Source organism: Bacteroidota bacterium (assembly GCA_013696965.1).
Lineage (GTDB): Bacteria > Bacteroidota > Bacteroidia > JACCXN01 > JACCXN01 > JACCXN01.
Genome location: JACCXN010000084.1, coordinates 21652 through 27764, shown reverse-complemented (window position 1 = coordinate 27764; position 6113 = coordinate 21652). Strand labels below are relative to the sequence as shown.

Annotated in this window: 5 protein-coding genes; 3 read left to right on the top strand and 2 right to left on the bottom strand. The window is 31.4% G+C overall.

Annotated features, from left to right (window positions below; genetic code table 11):
- Window positions 1-110: 110 nt before the first annotated feature.
- Window positions 111-554, bottom strand: coding sequence for a response regulator (locus H0V01_12615; GenBank protein ID MBA2584218.1), 444 nt, complete (start codon window positions 552-554; stop codon window positions 111-113).
- A gap of 461 nt (window positions 555-1015) precedes the next feature.
- On the opposite strand from H0V01_12615, the gene H0V01_12610 reads away from it, so the two are divergent.
- Window positions 1016-2647, top strand: coding sequence for a DUF4139 domain-containing protein (locus H0V01_12610; protein ID MBA2584217.1), 1632 nt, complete (start codon window positions 1016-1018; stop codon window positions 2645-2647).
- Window positions 2648-2764: 117 nt separating this feature from the next.
- Here H0V01_12610 and H0V01_12605 read toward each other — a convergent pair whose 3' ends face one another.
- Window positions 2765-4033: a DUF1343 domain-containing protein gene (locus H0V01_12605; GenBank protein MBA2584216.1), complete on the bottom strand. Its 1269-nt coding sequence runs from the start codon at window positions 4031-4033 to the stop codon at window positions 2765-2767.
- Window positions 4034-4140: 107 nt separating this feature from the next.
- Between H0V01_12605 and H0V01_12600 the strand changes: the two genes are divergently transcribed.
- Both H0V01_12600 and H0V01_12595 read left to right on the top strand, forming a co-directional pair.
- Entirely contained in the window at window positions 4141-5247 is a 1107-nt protein-coding gene (locus tag H0V01_12600) for an ABC transporter permease (GenBank protein MBA2584215.1), read from the top strand.
- A 301-nt stretch (window positions 5248-5548) separates the two neighbouring features.
- Window positions 5549-6028 carry a DUF4168 domain-containing protein gene (locus H0V01_12595; GenBank protein ID MBA2584214.1) on the top strand — a complete coding sequence of 160 codons (480 nt, stop codon included), beginning with the start codon at window positions 5549-5551 and terminating at the stop codon, window positions 6026-6028.
- The last annotated feature ends 85 nt before the right edge of the window (window positions 6029-6113 follow it).

The following is a 6113-nucleotide window of genomic DNA, read 5'->3' as shown; positions in this document are numbered from 1 at the left end:
CGACAAATATCCTTTTAAACTTCAAAGGGGGTACCCCCTTTGAAGTTTAAAAGCTGTGCACTCTTGTTTCCATTTTCTGTGTATTCTTATTTACCAAAAGTTGTGTATTGCTATTTACCGATTACATACTCTGAATATTTTTGATGAAATCGAATTAATATTTCCTCAATTACCAGGCAACTCTTGGAAAGGGCATCCTTGTCTTTATGCAACACTGCAAAAGCACCATCACTTAGAAGTTTTTCAATTATAAATTCATCCTCTGTTTGAGACAATACCACAAATTTGCATAAGCTGCACTTTTCTTTCATATGCTTTAGGATATCTGATGCGGTAATTGAATTTCCTAAATAATAATCAGAAAAAACAATATCCACATCCTCTTTCAGATTTCTAATGCAGTCCTCAGAATGGGTATAGGACTGAATGCTAAAATGGATGTTATTCAACAGGGAAAATTCTTCAGTAAAATTTTCAAGTTGTCTTGTTAATACTGAATTGTAAAATTCACTGTCTTCCAACACAACGATTTTAATTTGCTTTTGAGCTATCATATAAGTAGAATTAAGTTAATAATAAATTTTTTCAACCACAGCCCTACTTCAAAAGAACCTCCAAAAAGAAAAATAATCAATAAAAAAATTACAATATACTTAAAATCAGTTAGTTGCAATTATTTGAATAAATGCATTCAAAACCATATTAAGCCCTGTTTTTTGCATAATGAAAAATTATTTGCAAAATGAAAGAGTTCAGGATCAATATAAAAAAGAAAAACCCTTACTCGATGCGCTCAATTTTTTGAAAAAACGGCAAAAAAAAATAAGAAATACCATTTATGAGAAAAACTATAGCTTATAATGATTATGATTAATAATAGCAATGCTACCAAGAAATATCCACTTCTTTAACCGCGAAAAAAAAAAAAGAAAAACTATTTTTTCTTTTTTTTTCAAAAAGCTCATTAAATAATTAACTTGGCTGCATTAACAATATGGTTTCTAAATTATCCCTTATGAAAAAATCACTTCTCCTTTTATTGCTAATTGTAACTTATAATTTATTCGCAATAACTAAAGAAAATGAAACTAAAGTAAAATCTGATATTAAAGAAGTAACAGTTTTTTTAAGCGGTGCATCTGTTACAAGCAGTGGCAGCTGCCAAATTGTTACCGGTAGTAATGATTTGGTTTTTGACAATCTATCACCTTATATTGATCCTATTAGCATTCAGGCAAAGGGAGTGGGTAATTTCACTATACTTGCTGTTACTTTTCACACAAATTATTTATCAGAGCAGCCTAAATCGAAAGAAATAAAATTACTTGAAGATTCACTTGAAAATTTACAACTCAAAATCAGCCTGCAAAAAAACATTCGGTTTGTATATGAAGCAGAAGAATCATTTTTGCTAGCAAATAAAAATATTGGCGGGGCCAATACTGGTGTTAATGCAGCCGAACTTGATAAAATTGCAACAATTTTAAGAACCCGTCTAGTTGAAATAAAATCAAAAACGCTTGAGAGCATACTAAAAGAGAAAAAACTAGATGATGAATTAGTTAAAGTTAACAATCAACTCAATGAACAAAATTCATTAAGAAATAAAAGCCTGGGAGAAATAGTTGTGACTGTGTCTGCTGATTCACCAGGAACTGCCAAAGTTTCACTAACTTACAATGTTTCTAATGCAGGTTGGTCTCCAGTTTATGATATTCGAGCAAGCGATTCCAATAGTCCTATTACATTGGATTACAGAGCCAATGTTTTTCAAAACACCGGTAATGAATGGAAAAATGTAAAATTAATTTTATCCACAGGAAATCCTACCTTAAGTGGCACACAACCTGTATTAAACCCATGGCGCCTGGTTTTTTACAATCCTAATCAGTATTACAGAAACAGCAAACTAAAAGCTTCTGAATCCCCCACAAGAAGTCAACCAAGCCAGGAAAAAAAATATGATAGCAAATCAGAGGAAATAGAGTTTGATAAAGAAGCAGGGTATGCTTATGATTATACCCAGGTTTCGGAAACACAAACAAATATACTGTATGAAATTAGCATACCTTATACTATTTCATCTGAATCAAAACCTCAATCTGTAGGTATTCAAAACTATAGTTTACCAGCAGTTTATACCTATTTTTGCGCCCCAAAACTTGATAAAGATGCTTTTTTGCTTGCAAAAATTACAGGCTGGGATAAATACAATCTTATTTCAGGTGAATCAAATGTATTTTTTGATGGAACATTTGTAGGGAAAGCTTATCTGAATACCATGAAAACGGCTGACACCCTGGATATTTCACTAGGCAGAGACAAAAGTGTTGTTGTTTTAAGAGAAGTACTCAAAAATTATTCTGAAAAAAAGATAATTGGAATTAACACAAAAGAAACAAAGGCTTATGAAATAATTGTACGAAATAAGAAAAAACAGGAAATTGAAATCAATATTGAAGATCAGGTTCCTTTAAGTACCAGCAGCGAAATAGAAGTTGAATTGGTAGAAGGATCGGGTGGCACATTTGATAAGGAAACGGGAAAAATAGCATGGAAAATGAAACTTCCTTCATCTGACACAAAAAAAATAAAATTTAGTTATTTTGTTAAATATCCAAAGGATAAAATAATTTCAAACTTGTAATTTTTTAGCCTTTCCATTAGAGATTTCCGTTTAAAGCAGAAAGGTTATTTTTTATTAGCGATACTTTGTTATTGTAAGCTTTACAAAAAAAGAATGAGTGAATTTTAAAAAATGCAATTATTCAAAATCCTCATAAAGCAGGTATTTCATCCTTATTAGTTTGAATTTTATCAAATCGGGCTCCCAGCAATTTCGAATTGCCTGTTCACTTGTACCTGATAAAATTTGTTGCTTAAGTTTGTTTGTTCCGGCAAGACTGTTAAAAAAAGAATTAAAATAAAGGGTTTTGTCAGATGAATCTTCATAAGTACTAATTAGCCACTGTAAATTCAATCTAGGTCCTGATACAACAAAGTTTTTTCCATTTTCAGTTAAGTCATATCCATTACATAAAATTCCTTCATAAAGAGGGCTCTTTGATGCTCCGGGTAAACTTTTGGGAGTAAAACTATAGGTTTGATTCTCAAGTTTTGGATGTCCTATTACCCTAAAAGGTTTTTCAGTTCCTCTTCCTACGCTAATAATGGTTCCTTCAAAAAAGCAAAGCGATGGATATAAATAAATCGCTTCCATTGTTGATAAATTGGGGGAAGGTTTAATGGGTAGTTGATAAAGGTCATTGTGTGTATATCCCTGGATTTTTATATAAGTCAAATCAGTTTTTACTCCATTAGCCAACCACCCTTCTTCGTTTATCATGCAGGCATATTCTGCAACAGTCATTCCATGCACAACCGGTACTTTATGCATGCCTACAAAAGATTTATATTTTTCTTCCAAAACAGGGCCATCAACATAAAACCCATTTGGATTAGGCCTGTCCAGCACCATAAACTTCACATTGTTTTCTGCACAAGCCTCCATCATATAATGCATGCTAGATATATAGGTATAAAAACGTGCACCTACATCCTGCAAATCAAAAACTACAATATCAATGCCTTTCAAATCAGCAGGTTTAGGTTTTTTATTGCTACCGTATAAAGAAATTATGGGAAGGCCTGTTTTTTTATCTGTATAGTTTTTTACTAATTCTCCCGCATCTGCATCTCCCCTGAATCCATGCTCTGGACAAAACACCTTCTTAACCTGTACTCCAAGGCTTAAAAGGGTGTCAACAAGATGAGTTTTATCAATTACAGATGATTGGTTTGCCAGCACAGCAATGGATTTTCCTTTTAACAGATGCAGATATAGATCCGTAAGTTCAGCCCCAGTTTTAATATCTTCTGAAAACTTGACTTTAAACTTTGACTCTGTAATGGTTTGTGCATTTATATTCCAATTGTTTACCAACAGAATAAATACCAAAGCAATAAAATGACTAATTTTACTTTTTTTATAGTAGCTTTTCAAGCTTATTTTATTTTCAGAATTTGAATACATCATTTTTTATTGCAAACAGTATAATTAAAGGGGGTAATCAAGGATCCAGCTTGTCTAGACCCATTATCAAAATCGCGGTACTTGGAATTACACTGGGAATTGCAGTTATGTTGATTGCAATTGCTATTGTAACTGGCTTTAAGTCTCAGATTCGGGATAAAGTTATAGGTTTTGGTTCTCATATTCAAATATTGCACTATGAAACTCACAATTTTCTTGAATCATCTCCGGTAAACAAAAACCAGGACTTTTTACCTTTGCTAAAAAAGCACAGTGGAATAAAGCATATCCAAATTTATGCCACAAAGCCTGGGATTATTAAAACTGAACAAGATATTGAAGGTGTTTTGCTTAAAGGCATAGATAAAGATTTTGACTGGAGTTTTTTTAATGATAAAATTATTGAAGGAAAATCTTTTGTTGTAACGGATTCCTCCACTACAAATGATATAATTATTTCAAAAAATATTTCTAAAAAATTAAAATTGAACGTTGGTGATAATCTTTTAATGTATTTCATTGAACAACCACCAAGGGTTAGAAAGTTAAACATTACAGGAATATACCAAACAGGATTGGAAGAATTTGATAAACTCTATGTGATTTCTGACATTAAACATGTTCAAAAATTAAACAATTGGGATCAAAGTTTTATTTCCGGATTTGAATTGTTTTTAAATGATTACAATGATATGGATGAGATTGCCGAGGAAATAAATGAAGAAATTGGTTATGATTTAAATGCATTAACAGTTAGAGAAGCGAATCCTCAAATTTTTGACTGGTTGGATTTGCAGGATATCAATGTCAAAATTATTCTGGCACTTATGATTCTTGTTGCAGGAATTAACATGATTGCCACTCTTTTAATTTTAATACTTGAAAAAACAAGTACTATCGGTATTTTAAAGGCTTTGGGAATGAAGAATTTCAGCATTCAAAAAATTTTTCTATACAATGCCACCTATATTATTGGAAAAGGGTTGATTTTGGGGAACCTTATTGGTTTAGGTCTTTGCTACTTACAGTATCAATTTAAAATAGTGAAACTCGATGAAGCGAATTATTACCTTTCTTCTGTTCCAATTAATATAGTTTGGACCCAGGTTTTATTTTTAAATCTTGGCACCCTTGTTATTTGTGTAATTATGTTACTGCTTCCCTCCTACATTATTAGTAGAATTACACCTGTTAAAGCAATTAGGTTCAGTTGAAAATTTAAAAACAGACGAAAAGAAAAAAAAATTGAGTGCTAAATTTATTGAACTTGGGAAAGGAACACATTACTTTTGCCATGTTTTTTTAAAAACTTAAATTTTTCCATTCCCAGGCAAATTGTTTTTTAATTTCTTGAGGTTTCCTCTTAAAACACCTTAAAAAATTCACAATTCCTTTACTTTTCAACTCTTTCAAGTCAACTGGCTTTAATTACCAACACAATTAGGTGGTTTTTTATCCGTTTAATCATTTGTTGAAAAACATTTATTAAATTAATAATCCTAAAAATTAAAACTCATGAAAAATAACATAAAAACAACTTTCGTACTATTGTTTACCCTATTGATATTTGCGCCTGTGTTCGCCCAACAGCCAATGCCAGCAATTGAAGAAAAAGAGCCGGTTAAAACAGAATTTCCTAAAGAAGCCATTACTAAATTCATTGAGGCAAGTAAAAATATAGAAGCTATACAACAGAAAACAGAGCAAGAAATGTTGAAAATAGTAGAAAAGGAAAATCTTGAGGTGGATCGTTTCAATGAAATTGCTCAATCTAAACAAAATCCAGAAGCTGAATTAGATGTTACTGAAAAAGAAATGAAATCATTTGAAACAGCAATTGGTCATTTTCAGGAGATTCAGGAGAAAATGCAGAATGAAATGGAACAGGCAATTATAGAAAAAAACATCGAAATTGATGAATACAAAGAAATTATGCTTGCATACCAGCAGAATAAAGAATTCCAGCAAAAAATAAATTTACTAATGCAACAGTAATTTAAATTGTATGTTTTTAATACATATGGAATTTAAAATTGATGCTTAACACACTACTAAAGGCTGTATTTCTGAAAAGAGATGC

Excerpts from the sequence above, each read along its gene's own strand:
- H0V01_12610 (MBA2584217.1), top strand. The coding sequence starts at position 1,016 with ATGAAAAAATCACTTCTCCTTTTATTGCTAATTGTAACTTATAATTTA.
- H0V01_12600 (MBA2584215.1), top strand. The coding sequence starts at position 4,141 with ATGTTGATTGCAATTGCTATTGTAACTGGCTTTAAGTCTCAGATTCGG.
- H0V01_12615 (MBA2584218.1), bottom strand. The coding sequence starts at position 554 with ATGATAGCTCAAAAGCAAATTAAAATCGTTGTGTTGGAAGACAGTGAA.
- H0V01_12595 (MBA2584214.1), top strand. The coding sequence starts at position 5,549 with ATGAAAAATAACATAAAAACAACTTTCGTACTATTGTTTACCCTATTG.
- H0V01_12605 (MBA2584216.1), bottom strand. The coding sequence starts at position 4,033 with ATGTATTCAAATTCTGAAAATAAAATAAGCTTGAAAAGCTACTATAAA.